The organism is Leifsonia sp. NCR5 (assembly GCF_002105485.1).
Taxonomy (GTDB): Bacteria; Actinomycetota; Actinomycetes; order Actinomycetales; family Microbacteriaceae; genus Leifsonia.
This window is the reverse complement of record NZ_NCSR01000022.1, coordinates 46,982-63,614: the sequence shown is the minus strand read 5'-3', so window position 1 is coordinate 63,614 and position 16,633 is coordinate 46,982. Positions and strand designations below refer to the sequence as shown.

General features: G+C 69.8%; 17 protein-coding genes and 1 pseudogene. 11 read left to right on the top strand and 7 right to left on the bottom strand.

Annotation, left to right across the window (positions count from 1 at the left end; genetic code table 11):
• Positions 1 to 55 precede the first annotated feature (55 nt).
• The gene (locus B7438_RS16345) at positions 56 to 1,033 is read left to right on the top strand and encodes a DMT family transporter (RefSeq protein WP_085370747.1); all 978 of its coding nucleotides are present in this window, start codon (positions 56 to 58) and stop codon (positions 1,031 to 1,033) included.
• Here B7438_RS16345 and B7438_RS16340 read toward each other — a convergent pair.
• A complete protein-coding gene (locus B7438_RS16340) occupies positions 1,017 to 1,568 on the bottom strand; it encodes a nitroreductase family protein (RefSeq protein WP_085370746.1) in 552 nt (183 codons plus the stop codon). The two genes, B7438_RS16345 and B7438_RS16340, sit on opposite strands and share 17 nt — an antisense overlap.
• Complete coding sequence (gene msrB / locus B7438_RS16335; RefSeq protein ID WP_085370745.1) at positions 1,565 to 1,972, bottom strand: peptide-methionine (R)-S-oxide reductase MsrB; 408 nt, start codon at positions 1,970 to 1,972, stop codon at positions 1,565 to 1,567. Before msrB ends, B7438_RS16340 begins: the two co-directional genes overlap by 4 nt.
• A gap of 168 nt (positions 1,973 to 2,140) precedes the next feature.
• Between msrB and B7438_RS16330 the strand changes: the two genes are divergently transcribed.
• The 4 genes from B7438_RS16330 to groL all read left to right on the top strand — a co-directional run bounded on the left by B7438_RS16330 (position 2,141) and on the right by groL (position 5,197).
• Positions 2,141 to 2,437, top strand: a complete 297-nt coding sequence (locus tag B7438_RS16330) for a DUF3263 domain-containing protein (protein WP_143466008.1) — start codon at positions 2,141 to 2,143, stop codon at positions 2,435 to 2,437.
• 14 nt (positions 2,438 to 2,451) lie between these two features.
• The gene (locus B7438_RS16325; protein ID WP_085370744.1) at positions 2,452 to 3,000 is read left to right on the top strand and encodes a LytR C-terminal domain-containing protein; all 549 of its coding nucleotides are present in this window, start codon (positions 2,452 to 2,454) and stop codon (positions 2,998 to 3,000) included.
• Between the two features lie 174 nt (positions 3,001 to 3,174).
• Positions 3,175 to 3,378 carry a cold-shock protein gene (locus B7438_RS16320; protein WP_055895205.1) on the top strand — a complete coding sequence of 68 codons (204 nt, stop codon included), beginning with the start codon at positions 3,175 to 3,177 and terminating at the stop codon, positions 3,376 to 3,378.
• A gap of 199 nt (positions 3,379 to 3,577) precedes the next feature.
• Complete coding sequence (groL, locus tag B7438_RS16315; protein WP_085370743.1) at positions 3,578 to 5,197, top strand: chaperonin GroEL; 1,620 nt, start codon at positions 3,578 to 3,580, stop codon at positions 5,195 to 5,197.
• Positions 5,198 to 5,398: 201 nt separating this feature from the next.
• On the opposite strand, the gene B7438_RS16310 is transcribed toward groL, so the two are convergent.
• Entirely contained in the window at positions 5,399 to 7,102 is a 1,704-nt protein-coding gene (locus B7438_RS16310) for a cell wall metabolism sensor histidine kinase WalK (RefSeq protein WP_085370742.1), read from the bottom strand.
• Positions 7,103 to 7,155: 53 nt separating this feature from the next.
• Positions 7,156 to 7,848 carry a response regulator transcription factor gene (locus B7438_RS16305; protein WP_055895214.1) on the bottom strand — a complete coding sequence of 231 codons (693 nt, stop codon included), beginning with the start codon at positions 7,846 to 7,848 and terminating at the stop codon, positions 7,156 to 7,158.
• A 126-nt stretch (positions 7,849 to 7,974) separates the two neighbouring features.
• Between B7438_RS16305 and B7438_RS16300 the strand changes: the two genes are divergently transcribed.
• From B7438_RS16300 to B7438_RS16285, 4 genes are read left to right on the top strand one after another with little or no spacing between them, the layout of a single operon-like run.
• Complete coding sequence (locus tag B7438_RS16300; protein WP_085370741.1) at positions 7,975 to 9,201, top strand: NAD(P)/FAD-dependent oxidoreductase; 1,227 nt, start codon at positions 7,975 to 7,977, stop codon at positions 9,199 to 9,201.
• A 1-nt stretch (position 9,202) separates the two neighbouring features.
• Positions 9,203 to 10,099 (top strand): dihydropteroate synthase, encoded by an 897-nt coding sequence (folP, locus tag B7438_RS16295; RefSeq protein WP_085370740.1) that lies wholly within the window; start codon positions 9,203 to 9,205, stop codon positions 10,097 to 10,099.
• Positions 10,092 to 10,847 (top strand): pyrimidine reductase family protein, encoded by a 756-nt coding sequence (locus B7438_RS16290; RefSeq protein WP_085370739.1) that lies wholly within the window; start codon positions 10,092 to 10,094, stop codon positions 10,845 to 10,847. Before folP ends, B7438_RS16290 begins: the two co-directional genes overlap by 8 nt.
• Positions 10,834 to 11,754 (top strand): aminoglycoside phosphotransferase family protein, encoded by a 921-nt coding sequence (locus tag B7438_RS16285; protein WP_085370738.1) that lies wholly within the window; start codon positions 10,834 to 10,836, stop codon positions 11,752 to 11,754. The genes B7438_RS16290 and B7438_RS16285 overlap by 14 nt, the downstream gene beginning before the upstream one ends.
• Positions 11,755 to 11,789: 35 nt before the next feature.
• On the opposite strand, the gene B7438_RS16280 is transcribed toward B7438_RS16285, so the two are convergent.
• From B7438_RS16280 to B7438_RS16270, 3 genes are read right to left on the bottom strand one after another with little or no spacing between them, the layout of a single operon-like run.
• Positions 11,790 to 13,430: a DNA repair helicase XPB gene (locus tag B7438_RS16280; protein WP_085370737.1), complete on the bottom strand. Its 1,641-nt coding sequence runs from the start codon at positions 13,428 to 13,430 to the stop codon at positions 11,790 to 11,792.
• Between the two features lie 46 nt (positions 13,431 to 13,476).
• Positions 13,477 to 15,339, bottom strand: a complete 1,863-nt coding sequence (locus tag B7438_RS16275; protein ID WP_085370736.1) for a helicase-associated domain-containing protein — start codon at positions 15,337 to 15,339, stop codon at positions 13,477 to 13,479.
• A 31-nt stretch (positions 15,340 to 15,370) separates the two neighbouring features.
• Positions 15,371 to 15,658, bottom strand: a complete 288-nt coding sequence (locus B7438_RS16270) for a hypothetical protein (protein WP_085370735.1) — start codon at positions 15,656 to 15,658, stop codon at positions 15,371 to 15,373.
• A gap of 56 nt (positions 15,659 to 15,714) precedes the next feature.
• Here B7438_RS16270 and B7438_RS16265 point away from each other — a divergent pair, with 56 nt between their 5' ends.
• Complete coding sequence (locus B7438_RS16265; protein WP_085370734.1) at positions 15,715 to 16,095, top strand: cold-shock protein; 381 nt, start codon at positions 15,715 to 15,717, stop codon at positions 16,093 to 16,095.
• Positions 16,088 to 16,558 (top strand): annotated as a pseudogene (locus tag B7438_RS20910) (DUF3027 domain-containing protein); the annotation flags it as partial. The gene B7438_RS16265 and the pseudogene B7438_RS20910, both read left to right, overlap by 8 nt.
• Positions 16,559 to 16,633 lie beyond the last annotated feature (75 nt).

The following is a 16,633-nucleotide window of genomic DNA, read 5'->3' as shown; positions in this document are numbered from 1 at the left end:
GTTCCCGGGAGGTGGAGGCGCGCACCCACGAGCCCGCTGCCTCTAGGCTTGATCGGTGAACGCTGACAGGAGACGGGCCTTCCCCGTGTGGCTGGCCATTGTCTTCGCCGTCGTCTGTGGAGCGGGTGTCGCCCTCCAGTCGCGCGTCAACGGCGAGCTGGGCGCGCGCATCGGCGACGGCTTCACCGCCGCCGTCATCTCGTTCGGCTCCGGCCTGCTCATCCTGCTCGTCGCGCTCGCCGTCGCTCCTGCCGGGCGACGGGGCCTCGGCAGAGTGCTGCGCGCCCTGCGCGGCCGGGAGCTGCGCTGGTGGTACGTCTGCGGAGGAGCGGCCGGCGCCTTCCTCGTGCTGTCGCAGGGGCTCACCGCCGCCGTGCTCGGCGTCGCCCTGTTCACCGTCTCCATCGTCGCCGGGCAGACGGTGAGCGGCCTCGTCCTCGACAGGATCGGGATCGGCGCAGGCGGCAAGCGTGCACTCACGCCCGCGCGAGTCGTCGGGGCCGCGCTCGCCCTCGTCGCCGTCACTTGGGCCGTCTCGTCCCAGTTCGGCAGCGGCGTCCCGGTCTGGATGATGGCGCTCCCGCTGATCGCCGGACTCGGCATCGGCTGGCAGCAGGCCGTGAACGGGCAGGTCCGCGTGGTCGCGGAGAGCGCACTGACGGCCACGTTCATCAACTTCGTCGTCGGCACGACGGTCCTTCTCGTGCTGATGGTCGTCCACTCGTCCATCGTCGGCTGGCCGACAGCGCTGCCGACGGAGCCCTGGCTCTACGTCGGCGGCGCGATCGGCTGCATCTTCATCGCGGGAGCCGCACTGCTCGTCCGGGTGCTCGGCGTGCTGGTGCTCGGTCTCGCCACCGTTGCCGGCCAGCTGCTGACCGCGCTCCTGCTCGACCTGCTGGCGCCGAGCGCCGCGCATCCCGTGGCGCTGTCGACGGTGGGCGGCACCGTGCTGGCGCTCGTCGCGGTAGCCGTGGCGAGCATCCGGTGGGGGAGCCCGGCCGGGCGCGGCGACGCTACGAAAGCGTCGTGAGGTAGCGCTCGGGGTCGACCGCCTTGCGGTGGCTCTCCTTGGAACCGTCCGGGATGCCGCCGACGTAGAGCCAGCCGAGCAGCCGCTCGTTCTTCTTCAGGCCGTGCATCGCGTGGACGGCCTTCGACCTGGTGTGGTGGCCGGTGCGCCAGATCACGCCCCAGCCCGCATCGTGCAGCAGCAGGCTCAGGATGTGCGCGACGCCGGATGCCACGGCGTCCTGTTCCCAGCCCGGCACCTTGCCACTTGTGCTGCGCACAGCGACGATCGCGAGCAGCAGCGAGGCGCGGTGCGTCTTCGCGACGAGCTTCTCCGCGTCTTTGCCCGAGACGCGTGCGTCCTTCGCGAAGGCGGTGCCGAGGCGATCGCGGGCCTCCCCGCGCAGCTCGATCACGCGCCACGGGTGCAGGGCGCTGTGGTCGGCGACCCGGCCGGCCGCCGCCACCAGGGGGAGCAGCTCCTCGTGGGTCGGCGCCGCCTCCGTCACCCGTGAGTACGAGCGACGAGAGGCGACGGCGTCGACCAGGTCTGTCACGCCTGCTCGCCCTCGGTGAAGTTGAGGGACAGCGAGTTCATGCAGTACCGGTCGCCGGTCGGGGTGCCGAAGCCGTCGTCGAAGACGTGTCCGAGGTGCGAGCCGCAGGTGGCGCAGCGGACCTCGGTGCGCAACATCCCGAGGCTGTTGTCCTCGAGCAGCTGCACGGCGTCCGGGCGAACGGACTCGTAGAAGCTGGGCCAGCCGCATCCGGAGTCGAACTTGGTGCCCGACTTGAACAGCTCGGCTCCGCAGGCGGCACAGGTGTAGAGACCGGCGCGGCTCTCGTCGAGCAGTTCGCCCGTCCACGGCCGCTCTGTTCCCGCCTCACGCAGCACGGCGTACTGCTCCGGGCTGAGCTCCTTACGCCACTCGTCTTCGCTCTTGGCGACGTCGTACTCCATGCGTGTTCCTTTCGTCGTTTCTCCACACTAAACGGAGGAGAGGGCGCGGCTGTTCCCTGTTTCGTCCCGAGAACCGCCGCGCGCCGAAAGGCCAACACACAGAAACCCGCAAATAGGATGAACCGCGAACGCAGGAGCGGCGGCACGACCGACAGGCATGAAGGGATCATGGTGGCGAACGCGGCAGACGACCGGGCATCCATTCAGCGCCCAGACGGCCTGAGCGAGCGGGACGTCGCGATCCTCGCGTTCGAGCGGCAGTGGTGGCGGCATGCCGGCGCCAAGGAGCAGGCCATCCGTGAGGAGTTCGGCCTGTCGGCGGCGCGGTACTATCAGCTGCTCGGTGCGCTGATCGACCAGCCAGCCGCTCTGCAGCACGACCCCATGCTCGTCAAGCGCCTGCTCAGACTGCGCGAGGCGAGAATGGCCGCCAGAAGCTCCCGGACGCTCGCGTCCGACGACTGAGGACCACCGACACGATGGCAGAGAAGTACCCCAAAGACCGTTTCGACGCGATTCCGGACGACCTGAACCGCGTCGGCGCGCACCGCGCGCCCCGCGCGAAAGGGCGCGGCTGGATCGGCTTCGGCTGGGCGGCGCTCGCCACCATCGTGCTGATCGGCGCTGGAGTCTTCGGGCTCTCGCTCGTCAACGGCAGCATCTCCTTCCACGGCACGCCGGGCACCAGCTCGGCCTCCAAGACGCCGACGCCGTCTCCGACGCCGACCATCGTGCCGACGATCGACCCGGCCCTTACGGTCAACGTGCTCAACGGCACCACGACTCCGGATCTCGCTGCCGCAGCCGGGACCAAGCTCACCGCGGCCGGCATCAAGGTGGGCGCGCTCGCCAACGCGGATAAGACCGACCTGACGCAGACCGTCGTCTACTACTCCGACCCGAAGAACGCGGGGGCGGCGCTCGGCGTCGCCCAGGCGCTGCCGGGGGCCACCACCGCCGAGACCCAGGACTACGCGGACACCGGCGCCGATATCACAGTCGTGCTGGGAAGCAACTTCACCGGCTGACGATTTCGGTCCGTCCCGTATTGTTTCGGGCGTGTTTAACTTCTGACGGTTTCCGGTCATTTCCCGTCTTTTTGCCGAAATAGCTGGTGTTTACGTGCATTGAAAGCATTAGTATCTGGATTCAACGCGCCGGTGATGGGCCGTCGCTACGAAACACAGCAATAGGAGTTATGCATGGCGAACGGAACCGTGAAGTGGTTCAACGCTGAAAAGGGCTACGGATTCATCACCGTCGACGACGGGGGACAGGACGTGTTCGTCCACTACTCCGCCATTGACATGAACGGCTACAAGGTCCTCGAAGAGGGTCAGCAGGTCGTGTTCGAAGTCGGCAGCGGACAGAAGGGCCCGCAGGCTGAGTCGGTGCGTCCGGCGTAGCACGCAGCAACCAACCTGGCGGAGCGTCGTCCCTCAAGGGGCGGCGCTCTCCTGTTTAACTCCTCTCTCCGTGTCTGCTGTCGGCGGACTCACCTTGCACTCGGCTGCCCCGAGTGCCAGAATTGCTTTAGCACTCCATCTGATCGAGTGCTAACCGTTCGCATCTTTCGCAGACGTCCGGGAGGGACGAGAAACAACCATGGCAAAGATCATTGCTTTCGACGAGGACGCCCGCCGCGGCCTTGAGCGCGGCCTCAACATCCTGGCCGACACCGTCAAGGTGACGCTGGGCCCGCGTGGCCGCAACGTCGTTCTCGAGAAGAAGTGGGGCGCCCCCACGATCACCAACGACGGCGTTTCCATCGCGAAGGAGATCGAGCTCGACGACCCGTTCGAGAAGATCGGCGCGGAGCTCGTCAAGGAGGTCGCCAAGAAGACCGACGACGTCGCCGGTGACGGAACCACCACCGCGACCGTTCTCGCTCAGGCGCTCGTCAAGGAAGGCCTCCGCAACGTGGCCGCCGGCGCAGACCCCATCACCCTGAAGCGTGGCATCGAGAAGGCCGTCAAGGCCGTCACCGAGGAGCTCATCGCGAGCGCCAAGGAGGTCGAGACCAAGGAGGAGATCGCTGCGACCGCATCCATCTCCGCCGGAGACACCACCATCGGCGACATCATCGCCGAGGCGATCGACAAGGTCGGCAAGGAGGGCGTCGTCACCGTCGAGGAGTCGAACACCTTCGGCACCGAGCTCGAGCTGACCGAGGGCATGCGCTTCGACAAGGGCTACCTGTCGCAGTACTTCGTCACCGACCAGGACCGCCAGGAGGCGGTGTTCGAAGACCCGTACATCCTCATCGCCAACCAGAAGATCTCCAACATCAAGGATCTGCTGCCCATCGTCGACAAGGTGATCCAGGCCAACAAGCAGCTCCTGATCATCGCGGAGGACGTCGACGGCGAGGCCCTGGCCACGCTGATCGTCAACAAGATCCGCGGCATCTTCAAGTCGGTCGCCGTCAAGGCTCCCGGCTTCGGCGACCGCCGCAAGGCGCAGCTGCAGGACATCGCCATCCTCACCGGTGGCCAGGTCATCTCCGAGGAGGTCGGCCTCAAGCTCGAGAACGTCACCCTCGACCTGCTCGGTCAGGCACGCAAGGTCGTCATCACCAAGGATGAGACCACCATCGTCGAGGGCGCGGGCGACCCCGAGGCCATCGCGGGACGCGTCGCTCAGATCCGCAACGAGATCGACAACACCGACAGCGACTACGACCGTGAGAAGCTGCAGGAGCGCCTGGCGAAGCTCGCCGGCGGTGTCGCGGTCATCAAGGCCGGAGCCGCGACCGAGGTCGAGCTCAAGGAGCGCAAGCACCGCATCGAGGACGCCGTCCGCAACGCGAAGGCAGCCGTCGAAGAGGGCATCGTCGCCGGTGGTGGCGTCGCCCTCATCCAGGCGGGCAAGACCGCTTTCGAGAAGCTCGAGCTCACGGGTGACGAGGCCACCGGCGCGAACATCGTCAAGGTCGCCATCGAGGCTCCGCTCAAGCAGATTGCCATCAACGCGGGCCTCGAGGCCGGCGTCGTTGTCGAGAAGGTCCGCAACCTCCCGGTCGGCCACGGCCTCAACGCCGCGACCGGCGAGTACGTCGACATGCTGGCCACCGGCATCAACGACCCGGTGAAGGTCACCCGCTCGGCCCTGCAGAACGCAGCGTCGATCGCCGGACTGTTCCTCACCACCGAGGCCGTCGTCGCCGACAAGCCGGAGAAGAACCCGGTCCCGGCCGGCGACCCCACCGGCGGCATGGACTTCTAAGTCCTACCCGGCACCACGAAGAGGGCGTCTCCCGCACGGGAGGCGCCCTCTTCTGTCGTGTCCGTCGGGTCCGTCGTGTCCGTCGGGTCCGTCGTGCCCGGCGCATCCATCGGCGAGATGCCACGAACTGTCGCGAAACGCCCGGGATGCGGTGCAGTTACTGGTATCTCGCGGGCTGCGGCGCGGCCGCCAGCCGGCGGCTCAGGCGGCCGGGGTGGGGGCCGCGGTCTCCGCGAGGGGGAGGGAGACGCGGAAGGTGGCGCCGCCGCCCTCCGTCTCGACGACCTCGACGGTGCCGCGGTGGGCGGCGACGATCGAGGAGACGATGGCGAGGCCGAGGCCGCTGCCGCCGGTCTCGCGGGCGCGGGAGGTGTCAGCGCGCCAGAAGCGCTGGAAGATCTTCTCGCGGATCTGCGGCGGGATGCCGTCGCCGTGGTCGCGCACCTCCAGGATCGCGCGGCCGGTGAGGTGGTTCACCTGCACCATGATCTCGATCGGGGTGCCCTCCGCGGTGTAGCGGAGCGCGTTGCCCATCAGGTTGGTGACGACCTGGCGCAGCTTGTTCTCCTCCGCGAGCACGATGGCGGGCTCGGCGGGGACGGGCTGGTGCAGCACCACCTTCTCCGCGGTGGTGACCGGCATCGGCTCGGTGCTGCCCGGGCGGCGGGAGCGGCCACGGCGCAGGCGCGCGAGTGTCGCACCCGCGAACGCGATCGGTCCCGTGGCGTTGCTGACGCGCGCCGCCTGGTCCTGGATGGGCATCGGGACCGTGTCCACGCCCGGTTCCTCCGGGCCGAACTCGGGGGCGGCGATCGGGTCGGGGGTGATGACGGTGACGACGCGGCCCGGGGCACCGGCCATCGCATCCATTGCGGCGTCCTGGGCGATGCGCACCAGGTCGACGGGATGCAGGTCGAGCGGCTTGGTCTCGTCGAGGCGGGCGAGTTCGAGCAGGTCTTCCACGAGGCCGCCCATCCGGATGGCCTCCTTCTCGATCCTGTCCATCGCCTGCGCGACGTCCTCCGGGGTCTGCAGGGCGCCCATCCGGTACAGCTCGGCGTAGCCGCGCACGGAGACGAGCGGGGTGCGCAGCTCGTGGCTGGCGTCCCCGACGAACCGGCGCATCTGCTCGATGGTCCTCGCGCGGTCGTTGAACGCGCGGTCGATGCGGTTCAGCATCGTGTTGAGGGAGCGGTTGAGGCGGCCGACCTCGGTGTTGGGGGTGGCGCCGCCGAGGCGCTGGCTGAAGTCGCCGTCCGCGATGGCCGCCGCCGTCTGCTCCACCTCCCGCAGCGGGGAGAACGTCGTGGTCACGAGCATCCGGGTGAGACCGGCGCCGACGATGATGACGATCACGCCGAAGCCGAGGAAGATCGCGAGGAAGCTCGCCATCACGGTGTCGATCTGCGAGGTGGTGGTCGCGACGATGGCCGTGCCGAGCGCGCCGGGCGGGTTGGTCAGCGTGACCGTCGTGGCCAGCGCGCGGTATGCGGTGTGGCCGTCGTTACTGAGCAGCGGGTAGCCGCCGGAGGGGAGGAGCTTGCTCTCCGGCACCGTCAGCGACTTGGGGACGGCGGGCCGGTGGGCCTCCGGGATGTTGGACCAGTTGGTCCTCACCAGGTTGCCGTCCGCGTCGTAGAGCGCGGCGAAGTAGTCGGACGGGCTGGCGTCCGTCGCGATCTTCTCGCTGTCGGCCGAGGTGCCGTAGAGGTAGGTGTTGAGGTAGCTGCCGCCCGACGCGGCGGACAGCTGCGCATCCAGCTGGTCGAGCAGCACGGGCTTCAGCATCGACATGGTGCCGATGCCCGTCACGAGCAGGCCGAGGGTCAGCATCAGCACGGTCACGCCGGTGATCTTGGTGCGCAGGGAGATCGCGTTCCATCGATCGAGTAAGCGTGTGTGCATGAGGCCGCCAGTTTACGCAGCCGAAGCTGTGCCAGGCATGTGGAGGAGCCTGGTCAGACCTTTGCGGCCTTCAGCATGTAGCCGAACCCGCGCTTGGTCTGGATGAGCGGCTCGCTGGAGTGCGCATCCACCTTGCGGCGCAGGTAGGAGATGTAGGACTCGACGATGCCGGCGTCGCCGTTGAAGTCGTACTCCCAGACGTGGTCGAGGATCTGCGCCTTCGACAGCACACGGTTGGGGTTGAGCATGAGGTAGCGCAGCAGCTTGAACTCGGTGGGGCTGAGCTCGATGGCGGTGTCGCCGACGAACACCTCGTGGGTGTCCTGGTCCATCGTCAGCTCGCCGGCGCGGATGACCGCGTCTTCGTCCGCCTGCATCGTGCGGCGCAGGATGGCCTTGATGCGGGCGACGATCTCGTCGAGGCTGAACGGCTTGGTGACGTAGTCGTCGCCGCCGACCGTGAGGCCGGTGATCTTGTCTTCCGTGTCGTCCTTGGCCGTCAGGAACAGGATGGGCGCGGTGTACCCGGCGCCGCGGAGGCGCTTGGTGACGCCGAAGCCGTTCATGTCGGGGAGCATCACGTCGAGGATGATGAGGTCTGGTTCCTCTTCGAGGACCGCGGAGATGGCCTGCGCGCCGTTGCCGACCGCGCGCACGGCGAACCCTGCGAAGCGGAGGCTGGTGGTGAGCAGGTCGCGGATGTTGGGCTCGTCGTCGACGATCAGGATGCGAGGTCCGGCGTTCATGGCTCCTAGTATCTGCGCGTTGGCTGAATCCTGCCTGTGAGCGCTCGGTGTGGGATTGGTGTGAGGGTCTGGCGGGTGCCGAGGGAACAGTGGATGCTGGGAGCAGCCGTCGCGAGGAGGATCCCCATGTCGAAGCCCACCGTCGTCATCGCCGGAGCAGGACTGGCAGGAGCCACCGTCGCCACCGAGTTGCGCGAGCGTGGATTCGACGGCCGCATCCTGCTGTTCGGCGCGGAGGAGCACCACCCGTACATCCGGCCGCCGCTGTCGAAGGAGTACCTGAAGGGCGAGGCGGAACGCTCGGCGGGGGACGTGCATCCGGAGGGGTGGTACGCGGAGAACGACGTCGAGTTCCTGCCGGAGACCACCGCGAACTCGTTCGATGCGGCTGCGCACGAGCTGTTCCTCGACGGAGGGGCGAGGATCACGTTCGACAGCCTGGTGATCGCGACCGGTGCGAGCCCGCGGAGGCTGAGCGTGCCCGGTGCAGGGCACGGGGCGGTGTTCACGCTGCGGACGGTCGAGGACAGCGAGTGGCTGCGCTCCGCGCTCGAGGTGGGAGGCCGCCGCGTGGTGATCGTCGGCTCCGGCTGGATCGGCCTGGAGGTCGCCGCGGCGGCGCGCGGGTACGGGAACGACGTGACGGTGGTCGGCAGCTCCGCCGTGCCGCTCAGTTCCGCGATCGGGGCCGAGCTCGGCCGCGTGTTCGAGCGGCTGCACACCGACAATGGTGTCTCGTTCCGCAACGCGGCATCGGTGGTCGCGATCGACGGCGCCGACGACGGCCTCCGCGAGGTGGTCACCGGCACCGGGGAGCGCATCCCGGCCGACCTGGTGGTCGTCGGCGTCGGCGCGGTGCCCAACACCGCCATCGCCGAGCGGTCCGGCCTCACCGTCGACAACGGCATCCCGGTCGACCAGGGGATGCGCACGGCGGCGGAGGACGTCTTCGCGGCCGGTGACGTGGCCAACCCGTTCCTCCCCGTCATCGGCCGGCACCTCCGGAACGAGCACTGGGCGAACGCCATCGCCGGCGGCACCGTGGCGGCGCGCAGCGTGCTCGGCGAGGCGGCGAGCTACGACGACATCCCGTACTTCTACTCCGACCAATACGATCTGGGGATGGAGTATTCGGGATACGGCCCGCTGGCCGCCGACGCCAGGGTCGTCTACCGCGGAGACGTCGACAGGCGCGAGTTCGTCGCGTTCTGGCTGCGCAACGACCGCGTGGTGGCCGGGATGAACGTCAACGTCTGGGATGTGAACGACCAGGTGCAGCGCCTGATCCGCTCCGGCGAGCGCGTCGACGCCGCACGCCTCACCGACGAGAGCGTGGACCTTGCCACGCTCTGAGATGTATCTGCCCCCGCTCCGCATCCCCGTCCGCACCATCGGCGCCCGCACCTTCGACTTCTCCCGCCGCGTCGCGGTGATGGCCGTCGTCAATCGCACCCCGGACTCGTTCTTCGACCGGGGGAGGACGTTTGCCCTCGACAAGGCTGTGCAGGCCAGCTTCCGCGCCGTCGAGCTCGGCGCGGATTGGGTGGACATCGGCGGCGTCCCGTTCGCGCCTGGCGACCCCATCCCGGTGGAGGCGGAGGCCGACAGGGTGGTGCCGGTGGTAGCCGAGCTGCGGGCGGGGTCGGACGTGGTCATCTCCGTGGACACCTTCCACGCCGAGGTCGCCCGTCGCGCCATCGCAGCCGGCGCGACCGTCGTGAACGACACGACCGGCCTCAGCGACCCCCGCCTGGTGTCCGTGGTCGCGGACAGCGACGCCACGCTGGTCATCACGCACAGTCTCGCCGCGCCGCGCACGTTCTACCCGCGGCCGCACTACGACGACATCGCCGCCGAGGTCGCCGCCTTCCTGCTCGGCAGGGTGGAGGTCGCGCTCGCCGCGGGCATCCCGGAGGAGCGGATCATCGTCGATCCGGGGCACGACCTCAACAAGAACACGCTGCACTCGCTGGAGCTCACCAGGAGGCTCAGCGAGATCGCCGACCTCGGATATCCGACCCTCGCCGCCGTCTCCAACAAGGACTTCATCGGGGAGACCCTGGATGCGCCGCGCGAGGCCCGCCTGGAGGGCTCCCTCGCCGCCGCGGTCGTCTCCATGGTCAACGGAGCCAGGATCATCCGGATGCACGACGTGGCCGCCTCCGTCGCCGCTGCGCGCATGACGGAGGCCATCCTCGGGCTGCGCGAGCCCGCATACCTGACGCACAACATGGGAGACGTGAATGAGTGACGCAGCCATCGCCAAGGTCTATCCGCTGCCCGCGGCGGAAGGACTCGGAGACGACGACCTCGCCGCCCTCTACAGCGATGGTGTCGGCGACGAGCCGTGGCTGCGCGTCAACTTCGTCAGCAGCGTGGACGGCGCCGCGACGCACCAGGGCCTGTCCGGCGGGCTCTCCGACGAGGCGGACAAGCGCGTTTTCGGTATCCTGCGCCGACTCTGTGACGTGGTGGTCGTCGGAGCGGGCACCGTGCGGGCGGAGGGATACGCGGCGATGCGGGTGGGCGCGGTCTCCGAGCGCTGGCGCGTTGCGCACGGGCTGAGCGCGCATCCGGTCTTCGCCATCGTCTCGGCGAGCCTCGACCTCGACCCGGCCAGCCCGATCTTCCAGGATGCGCCGGTGCGCCCCATCGTGCTCACCACCGAGATCGCCAGGCACGACACCCGCGAAGCGCTGTCGGAGGTGGCGGACGTAGTGGTCTGCGGCCGCCAGCGCGTCGAGGTGGATGCGCTGGTGCGGGTGCTCGCGGAGCGCGGCCTCGGCCGCATCCACTGCGAGGGCGGCCCGCACCTGTTCGGCGACCTGATCGCGTCCGGCGAGCTGGACGAGCTGTGCCTCACGATCAGCCCGCGGCTGGAGGCGGGAGTGGCGACCCGCATCGCCTCCGGGGCGTCGCCGATCGTGCCGGTCGGGCTGAAGCTCGCCCACACGCTCGTCTCCGGCGACACGCTCCTGCTGCGCTATGTCAGGCGCTGAGCCGCCAGGCGCTGAGCAGCCCGCCGCTGAGCAGCCCGCCGCTGAGCCGCCTGTCGTGGACGCCGCCCTCGCGCGGCGGCTGATCGACAGCCAGTTTCCCGCGTGGGCCGCCCTGCCCATCCGGCCGGTGGAGCTGGACGGCTGGGACAACCGCACCTTCAGGCTGGGGGATGCGCTGAGCATCCGGTTGCCGAGCGGCCCGTGGTATGCAGAGCAGGTGGCCAAGGAGCAGCAGTGGCTCCCGCGCCTCGCGCCCCTGCTGCCGCTGCCCATCCCGGTGCCGGTCGCTGCGGGCGACCCGGACTTCGGCTACCCGTACCCGTGGTCGGTCTACCGCTGGCTCGACGGACGCCCGGCGGCGCTCGACGGCATCGGCCACCCGGTGGCATTCGCGGAGGCGGTCGGGTCGTTCCTGGTGGCGCTGCGGTCGTGCCCGACCGACGGGGCACCGCGCCCGGGACGCCACAACTTCTTCCGCGGCGACTCTCCGTCGGTCTACGGCGACGAGACGCGGGCGGCCATCGCAGCGCTCGCCGCCGCGGGCGATCCGATCGACGTGGCGGCAGCCACCCGCGTCTGGGCCGAGGCGGCGGACGCGACCTGGCACGGCGACCCGGTGTGGTTCCACGGCGACATCGCGCTCGGCAACCTGCTGATGCACGACGGCGCGCTGGCAGCGGTGATCGACTTCGGCACCTCGGGTGTCGGTGACCCGGCGTGCGACCTGGCGCTGGCGTGGACGACGCTGGATGGCGAGGCGAGGGATGCGTACCGCCGCGTGCTCGGCGTGGACGACGCGATGTGGGCGCGCGGGAAAGGGTGGGCGCTGTGGAAGGCGCTGATCATGCTGCGCGACGACCCGCGGGATGCGGGGGCGCGGGGGACCGCGGAGCGGGTGCTGGCGTGAGCCGCCCTACCGCCCCTGCACCCGGCTACCCCCGCCTACGCCGCCAGCGCGTGCGCATCCAGGATCGTGTACGAGTACCCCTGCTCCGCCAGGAACCGCTGCCGATTCTGTGCGAAGTCCTGGTCGACTGTGTCGCGCGACACCAGCGTGTAGAAGTTGGCGGAGAGGCCGGACTCCTTCGGCCGCAGCAGCCGTCCGAGGCGCTGCGCCTCCTCCTGGCGGGAGCCGTAGGAGCCTGACACCTGGATGGCGACCGTCGCCTCGGGCAGGTCGACCGAGAAGTTGGCGACCTTGCTCACCACCAGCACCTCCGTCGTGCCCTCGCGGAACTCCTGGTAGAGCCGTTCGCGCTCGTCCACTGGGGTCGCGCCCGTGAGCGACGGAGCATCCAGGGCCTCCGCCAGCTCGTCGATCTGGTCGAGGTACTGGCCGATGACTAGGATGCGCTCGCCCTTGTGGCGCTCGACCAGCTGGCGCACCACATCCAGTTTGGCGGGGGCCGTGGCCGCGAGGCGGTAGCGCTCGTCGTCGGCGGCAGCGGCGTAGCTGAGGCGGTCGGAGGCGGGCAGGTCGATGCGCACCTCGTAGCAGGCGGCGGGGGAGATGAAGCCCTGGGCCTCGATCTCCTTCCACGGGGCGTCGAAGCGCTTCGGGCCGATGAGGCTGAATACGTCGCCCTCCCTGCCGTCCTCGCGCACCAGCGTTGCCGTGAGGCCGAGGCGGCGGCGGGCCTGCAGTTCGGCGGTGAGCTTGAACACCGGGGCGGGCAGCAGGTGCACCTCGTCGTAGACCACGAGGCCCCAGTCCATCGCGTCGAGCAGCGCGAGGTGCGCGTACTCGCCTTTCCGCTTGGCCGTGAGGATCTGGTAGGTGGCGATGGTGACCGGCTTGACCTCTTTCACCTGACCCGAGTATTCGCCGATCTCTTCGGCGGTCAGCGTGGTGCGCTTGAGCAGTTCGTCGCGCCACTGGCGGGCGGAGACGGTGTTGGTGACCAGGATGAGCGTCGTGGTCTTCGCGGTCGCCATCGCGCCGGCGCCGACGAGGGTCTTGCCTGCGCCGCAGGGCAGCACGACCACGCCGGACCCGCCGTCGAAAAAGTTGTCGACCGCCTTGTGCTGGTAGTCGCGCAGCTTCCAGCCGTCCTCCAGCAGGTCGATCGGATGCGGGGTGCCCGGCGTGTATCCGGCGAGGTCCTCTGCCGGCCAGCCGAGCTTCACCAGCTCCTGCTTGAGCTGGCCGCGCGCCCACGCCTCGACCACGAAGGTGTCTGCATCGCGTCGTTCGAGCAGCAGCGGCGCGATCCGCTTCGCCCCGGCCACCTCGGTGAGCACCGGCAGGTCGGTGGAGCGCAGCAGCAGCACGCCGTCGTCGTCGCGCTCGATCACGAGCCTGCCGTAGCGTGCGACGGTCTCCGCCATGTCGACGGACACGGTCTGCGGGATGGGGAACTTCGAGTACCGCTCCAGCGTGCCGAGCATGTCCTCTGCCGTGTGCCCGGCCGCGCGGGCGTTCCACAGCCCGAGGCGGGTGATCCGGTACGTGTGGATGTGCTCGGGTGCGCGTTCCAGCTCAGCGAACACGGCGAGGTCGTGCCGTGCGTCTTCGGCCGATGGATGCGCGACCTCCAGCAGGACGGTGCGGTCGCTCTGGACGATCAGGGGGCCATCTGACATAACCGCTGAGTCTACGCCCGCTTTCCTTGCGCCCTTCCCAGCTGGGTCAGTCTGCGGGGCGGAGGCCGGTGACGCTGGAGAGGGGGAGCGTGCGCTCGATGTCCGCGGCGCGGTCGCGGCCGCGGAGGCGCCCGCCGCCCACGCCGGTCGGCTCCAGCAGGTAGTCCACCACGCGGCCGTCGGGCATCGTCACCTCGACCACCACCAGTTGCCTGCCCCGGATGGCCAGGTCGAGCTGCCGGGTCAGCCACTGCTCTCCCGTACTCTCGTCGGCGGTGTCGTCCGCCTCGCGCAGGCGGGCGACGAGTGCCGCCTCCTGGTCGGCGCGCTCGACGGCCCGGGGATGCGCAACCCTCTGCCGGCGCAGCGCCTCCACGTTCCCGTCCGCGTCCTCCGCGGCCACCGGATACCGGGCGTCGCTGATCGCCCAGAACACCACATCCCGGGCGAACCGGCTCTCCAGCCTGTCCTCCGCCGCCCGGACGAGCCCGAGCGCGCTGAGCGACTGGTCGACCTGGATGGTGGTCAGCAGCGTCGCATCGGACGAGACCACCGCCGACCGCATCCGCCCGTCGTCGCCGAGGGAGCGCACGCGCACGCGGCCGTACCGTTCGGCCGCATCCCGCACCAGGTAGTCGAGCGGCTGGGGCACCCCGGTCAGCGAAATCTCCGCGAGGAACGCGTGGATGCTCTCCGCCGTCTCACCCGCGGTGATCGCGCGGTCGATGGTGGCGGCCGACACCCGGAACGTGGATGCGAGCGCCCTGCTCTCGACGTCGGCCATGCCGCGCAGCCGTCCGTCGATCGCCGGTTCGAGCGGGCCGGGGGCGACGATGGTGAGGTCGTGCTGCAGGTAGACCTTGTCCACCTCGGCGGGGAACAGCTCGCGCACGGTGTCGGCCGCGGCATCCGGGCCGTCCTCGACCAGAGCGCAACCGGCGGTGCTCGGCGCCTGGTGCGCCGTCACGCCGAGCCATTCCGCGTCGCGCGTGTACGCGGCGACCCGCTCCTCGGCCAGCTCGCGGCCGGCGGGGTACAGCCAGGCGACGTACTCGCGCAGGCTCTCGCCCCAGGCCGCCCTGCTGCGTCCGGAGAGGATGCGGCGCAGGTCGTCGGGCAGGGCATCCTGCCAGGCGGCGGCGAGGGCGCGCCAGCGGTCGGCGGTGGGGGAGTGCTGCCAGTCGGTGGCTGCCTCCGTCGGCAGCCAGACGGCGTCCTCCAGCGCGACGAGGCCCGCACGGGATGCGACGGAGAACACGGTGGGGACCACGGACACGTCCACGGCCAGGGCCCCGGCGATGCGCTTGCTCGCCGGCAGAGCGAGGCCGCCCTTCTGCAGCTCGCGCGCGCCCTCGCGGAAGAGTTCGGCGATCAGCTCGGAGACGGCGGTGACGGCGTCGAAGGCGCGCTCGGCGGCCAGCCGGTCCGTGAACCGGCGCTCGGTGTCCGGGACGGCGGCCAGCGCGGGCGGCGCCGGCTCGGCGAGGAGCGCATCCGGTGACGGCAGGCCGAGGCCGGGCCAGGCGGCCAGTTGCGCCGTGACGGCCTCGTACGCCGAGAACGCGCCGGAGTCCGGATGGGCGAGGATGAGGCCGGAGACGGCGTCCAGCGCCTCCTGGGCGGCATCGACGTCGATGCCGGGGGTGGCGGCTGCGCCGGACAGCGCTGCAGCGACCTGGGACGCATCCAACGGGGTGGATGCGCGACCGAGCGTCACCAGGACGGCCAGCCTCGTGCGGTCGAGCCCGGACAGCGCGCGCTGCACGGAGTCCCGGTCGAGGAGGGCGTCTGCGAGGTCGAAGAAGTCGGAGACGCCCGCGCGGCGGATGGTCCGCTCGCGCAGGACGCGGACGATGGACTCGTCCGGCATCGCCCGCAGGCGTGCTGCCAGGGCGAGCGTGTTCGTCATGGGCGCTGGTCCAGCCCTGCCGTCCGCCGGCCTACCGCTTGTCCGTGCGGGTTGCAGCCTTCGCCGCTTTGCTGCGCTGACGCCCGGTGATGACGATGAGCACGATCACCAGCACGAACGAGACGGACAGGCCGATCATCGGCAGGACGAACACCACGGGCCAGATGCCCTGGCCCGAACCCTGCTCCGGCATTCCGCCGAGAGCGGAGCCGATCAGGACGGCTGCGATGCAGACCAAAGAGATGATCACGAGTGCCGCAATGATGTACGACAGGATGCGCTGGAGGCGGCTTGCCGCCTGTGGGGTCTGCTGGGTCACGAAATCAAGGATAATTGAGGTTGGTCATACGATCCCCCATGTGAAATGAGGTTCCCATGCCAACCGGCAAGGTCAAGTTCTACGACGACGAGAAAGGCTTCGGCTTCATCAGCTCCGATGACGGCCAAGAAGTCTTCCTGCACGCCTCCGCCCTGCCGGCAGGTGCCGTCGTGAAAGCGGGAACCCGCCTCGAGTTCGGCATCGCCGACGGCAAGCGCGGCGCCCAGGCACTGTCGGTGCGCGTCCTCGACGCCCCGCCCAGCCTCGTGAAGATGAGCCGCAAGTCCGCGGACGACATGGCGATCATCGTCGAAGACCTCGTGAAGCTGCTCGACGGCATCGGCGCGAACCTCAAGCGGGGCAAGTACCCGGACAAGGCGCACGGCGCGAAGATCGCCGCCGTGCTGCGCCGGGTTGCGGACGACCTGGATGCCTGACACCGAGAACGAGACGGACGTCGACGCGACCACCGAGTCTTCGGAGGCCGCGTCGGCGCCGGTCGAGGACGCTCCCGTCTGGACCGTCCCGGACGACGTGCTCCTCGCATCCGTCGCCCAGGCACTGGATGCGCTGAAGGAGATCACGCCGGCGGCCACCATCGGCGCGCCCGCCGGCCACATCGTGGAGGGGGAGCACGTGCTCTCCCTGCTGTTCGAGTGCACCATGTCCGGGTATCCGGGCTGGCACTGGACGGTCACGCTGTCGCGCATCGACGACGCGTCTGCGCCGAGCGTGCTCGAGGCGGAGCTGATGCCGGGCGAGCGCGCCCTGCTGGCGCCGGACTGGGTGCCGTGGTCGGAGCGGCTCGCGGAGTACCAGGCGTCCCAGGAGGCCATCGCGGCGGCGGAGGCCGACGCGGGCGACGACGATGACGAGGCGGACGACGAGCTCGACGTCGACGACGACGACGAGACGGACGACGACTTCGAAGACGAGGACGAGGACGGCGAGCACGACGTGCACGACCTGCACCCG

Bases quoted from the DNA above. Each gene is read 5' to 3' on its own strand.
- B7438_RS16300 (WP_085370741.1), top strand. From the start codon at position 7,975: ATGTCGAAGCCCACCGTCGTCATCGCCGGAGCAGGACTGGCAGGAGCC.
- B7438_RS16325 (WP_085370744.1), top strand. From the start codon at position 2,452: ATGGCAGAGAAGTACCCCAAAGACCGTTTCGACGCGATTCCGGACGAC.
- B7438_RS16275 (WP_085370736.1), bottom strand. From the start codon at position 15,339: ATGACGAACACGCTCGCCCTGGCAGCACGCCTGCGGGCGATGCCGGAC.
- B7438_RS16310 (WP_085370742.1), bottom strand. From the start codon at position 7,102: ATGCACACACGCTTACTCGATCGATGGAACGCGATCTCCCTGCGCACC.
- folP (WP_085370740.1), top strand. From the start codon at position 9,203: ATGTATCTGCCCCCGCTCCGCATCCCCGTCCGCACCATCGGCGCCCGC.
- B7438_RS16280 (WP_085370737.1), bottom strand. From the start codon at position 13,430: ATGTCAGATGGCCCCCTGATCGTCCAGAGCGACCGCACCGTCCTGCTG.
- B7438_RS16285 (WP_085370738.1), top strand. From the start codon at position 10,834: ATGTCAGGCGCTGAGCCGCCAGGCGCTGAGCAGCCCGCCGCTGAGCAG.
- B7438_RS16320 (WP_055895205.1), top strand. From the start codon at position 3,175: ATGGCGAACGGAACCGTGAAGTGGTTCAACGCTGAAAAGGGCTACGGA.
- B7438_RS16290 (WP_085370739.1), top strand. From the start codon at position 10,092: ATGAGTGACGCAGCCATCGCCAAGGTCTATCCGCTGCCCGCGGCGGAA.
- groL (WP_085370743.1), top strand. From the start codon at position 3,578: ATGGCAAAGATCATTGCTTTCGACGAGGACGCCCGCCGCGGCCTTGAG.
- B7438_RS16265 (WP_085370734.1), top strand. From the start codon at position 15,715: ATGCCAACCGGCAAGGTCAAGTTCTACGACGACGAGAAAGGCTTCGGC.
- msrB (WP_085370745.1), bottom strand. From the start codon at position 1,972: ATGGAGTACGACGTCGCCAAGAGCGAAGACGAGTGGCGTAAGGAGCTC.
- B7438_RS16330 (WP_143466008.1), top strand. From the start codon at position 2,141: ATGGTGGCGAACGCGGCAGACGACCGGGCATCCATTCAGCGCCCAGAC.
- B7438_RS16305 (WP_055895214.1), bottom strand. From the start codon at position 7,848: ATGAACGCCGGACCTCGCATCCTGATCGTCGACGACGAGCCCAACATC.